Origin of the sequence: Streptomyces sp. UNOC14_S4 (genome assembly GCF_020740835.1) — a bacterium.
Lineage (GTDB): Bacteria > Actinomycetota > Actinomycetes > Streptomycetales > Streptomycetaceae > Streptomyces.
In genome coordinates this window covers 1-2,251 of sequence record NZ_JAINFC010000809.1, presented here as the reverse complement: position 1 = coordinate 2,251, position 2,251 = coordinate 1, and the positions used below count along the sequence as shown (strand labels likewise).

General features: G+C 71.6%; 2 protein-coding genes and 1 pseudogene. All 3 read left to right on the top strand.

Annotation, left to right across the window (positions count from 1 at the left end):
* Positions 1-196: 196 nt before the first annotated feature.
* The gene (locus tag K6I34_RS35970; protein WP_229332231.1) at positions 197-643 is read left to right on the top strand and encodes a cobalamin-dependent protein; all 447 of its coding nucleotides are present in this window, start codon (positions 197-199) and stop codon (positions 641-643) included.
* A complete protein-coding gene (locus K6I34_RS35965) occupies positions 640-2,043 on the top strand; it encodes a methylaspartate mutase (RefSeq protein ID WP_229332230.1) in 1,404 nt (467 codons plus the stop codon). The genes K6I34_RS35970 and K6I34_RS35965 overlap by 4 nt, the downstream gene beginning before the upstream one ends.
* Positions 2,040-2,251 (top strand): annotated as a pseudogene (locus K6I34_RS35960) (2-oxoglutarate ferredoxin oxidoreductase subunit alpha); the annotation flags it as partial. The gene K6I34_RS35965 and the pseudogene K6I34_RS35960, both read left to right, overlap by 4 nt.

The following is a 2,251-nucleotide window of genomic DNA, read 5'->3' as shown; positions in this document are numbered from 1 at the left end:
CCGCCAGCTCATACGACGGCGCCTCCGTCGCCGCAGCGATCACCGATGCGTTCGACGTCTCCCGGTGCCGCGACGTTGGCGAGATGGGCCTCTTCGCCGCGTTCGACGAATGGCCCCGTTAGACGATCTGCCACCATCGACCCCCGCCGACCCCGGCATCCGGCATCCGCCGCGCACCCAAGGAGCGCAATCCCCCATGTCCCACAGCGAACGCCGCGTCGTCATCCTCGGAGTCGCCGCCAGCGACAGCCACGCCGTCGCCAACCACCTCATCGCCCACGCCCTGCGCGGCGTCGGCTTCGAGGTGGAGAACCTCGGCACCTGCACCCCCGTCGAGGAGTTCGCGGACGCCTGCGACCGCCACCCCGACGCCGAGGCCGTCATCATCGGCAGCCTCAACGGCCATGTCCACGAGGACCTGCGGGACCTGCCCGCCGCCCGTGAGGCCGGCCGCATCACCTGCCCCGTCATCGTGGGCGGCAACCTCTCGGTCGGCAGCAAGAAGGACCCCCGGGACCTGGAGCGCCTGCACGAGCTCGGCGTCGACCGCATCCTCGGCGACCCCGGACAGCTGGTGGCCGTCCTCGACGAACTGCGCGCGGCCCGGACGGCGGCCGAGCGGCAGCTGCTCGTGGCGTCATGACCACAGGCGTCACCTACCTCGCGGGCCGGGGCGACGCCCCCGGCCCGCGGGCCCTGCCACCCCTCGCGGAGTCCGTCGACTACATCGCCTCGCTCGGCAAGCCCACGGCCGCCAGTGTGCTCAAGGCGGCCCGGGACGCCGGCCGTGTCGCCATCCAGCCGCGCTGCGGCGTGGGCGGCCACCAGGAGATGAAGGCCCTCCTGCGCGACCTGGAGGAGCGGGCGGCACCCGACTTCCTGACCCTGACCATCGACTCGCACACCCGCCTGAAACGCTTCGAGCAGGCACTGCGCACGCTCAACCTCTCCCCCGGCGACCTCAACGGCTACCCCCTGGTCAGCCACGGCTACCAGCGCGGCAGGGACCTCAACGAATCGGTCGCGGCCCCGCTGGAGATCCGGCACGGCTCGCCCGACGCGCGCATCCTCTTCGACGTCGCCGTCGCCTCCGGGATCACCTCCTTCGAGGGCGGCGGCATCTCCTACAACCTCCCCTACTCCAAGGCGGTCCCGCTCGAGGAGTCCCTGACCGCCTGGCAGGACGTCGACCGGGTCTGCGGCGAACTCGCCGGCCTCGGTCTGGTCGTCGACCGCGAGCTCTTCGGCACGCTGACGGCCGTCCTCGTCCCGCCGTCCATCAGCCTCGCCGTCAGCGTGCTCGAAGCGGTCCTGGCCACGCGCGCGGGCGTGCGCTGCGTCTCCGTCTCGTACCCGCAGAGCGGCCACCTCGTCCAGGACGTCGCCGCCCTGCGGGCCATCCCCGCGCTCGCCCGCACCTACCTGCCGTCCGGCGTGGACGTCCACGCCGTCCTGCACGAGTTCATGGGCGTCTTCCCCAAGGACCGCGGCCACGCCGAGGACCTCATCCTCTACGGGGCCCTCGTCGCCCGCCTCGGCGGCGCCTCCAAGCTCATCACCAAGACGTACCAGGAGGCGTTCGGCATCCCCGACACCCAGGCCAACGCCGAGGGGCTGCGGCTGGCCGACCGTGCCAACTCGCGCCTGCTGGGCTTCATGACCGTCGACGAGCAGCGCGTCGGCGAGGAGCTCGACTGGATCCTCGCCGAGGTCGCCGAGATCGTCGAGCCCGTCCTCGCCGCCCCCGACACCATCCCCGCCATCTGCGCGGCGTTCGCGGAGGGCCGCCTGGACATCCCCTTCAGCGCCAGCCGCTACGCGAAGTCCGAGATCATCCCCAAGCGGGACGACGAGGGCGCCATCCGCTACCTGTCCACGGGCTCGCTGCCCTTCTCCGCCCGCACCCGGCGCCGCAACAGCGAGCTCCTGAAGGGCGCGGACACCACGGGCCCCGTCATCGGCTCCCTGCTGGCCGAGCTCACCGACGACATCAACTACTTCCCCATCCTCTTCCAGGAAATGGACAGTGAGGTCTCCAAGTGACCGCCCCGCTCCCCACCCGGCCGCCCGTCACCGCCACTGTCACGAGAGAAACGGGAGAAGTACGCCGCGTCGAAGGCGTCGTCATCCGGTTCGCGGGGGACTCGGGTGACGGTATGCAGCTCACGGGTGACCGGTTCACGTCGGAGACGGCGTCGTTCGGCAACGACCTGTCCACCCTGCCGAACTTCCCCGCCGAGATCCGCGCCCC

What these genes read in the sequence shown, in the direction of transcription:
- K6I34_RS35970 (WP_229332231.1), top strand. Translation starts at nt 197, where the DNA reads ATGTCCCACAGCGAACGCCGCGTCGTCATCCTCGGAGTCGCCGCCAGC.
- K6I34_RS35965 (WP_229332230.1), top strand. Translation starts at nt 640, where the DNA reads ATGACCACAGGCGTCACCTACCTCGCGGGCCGGGGCGACGCCCCCGGC.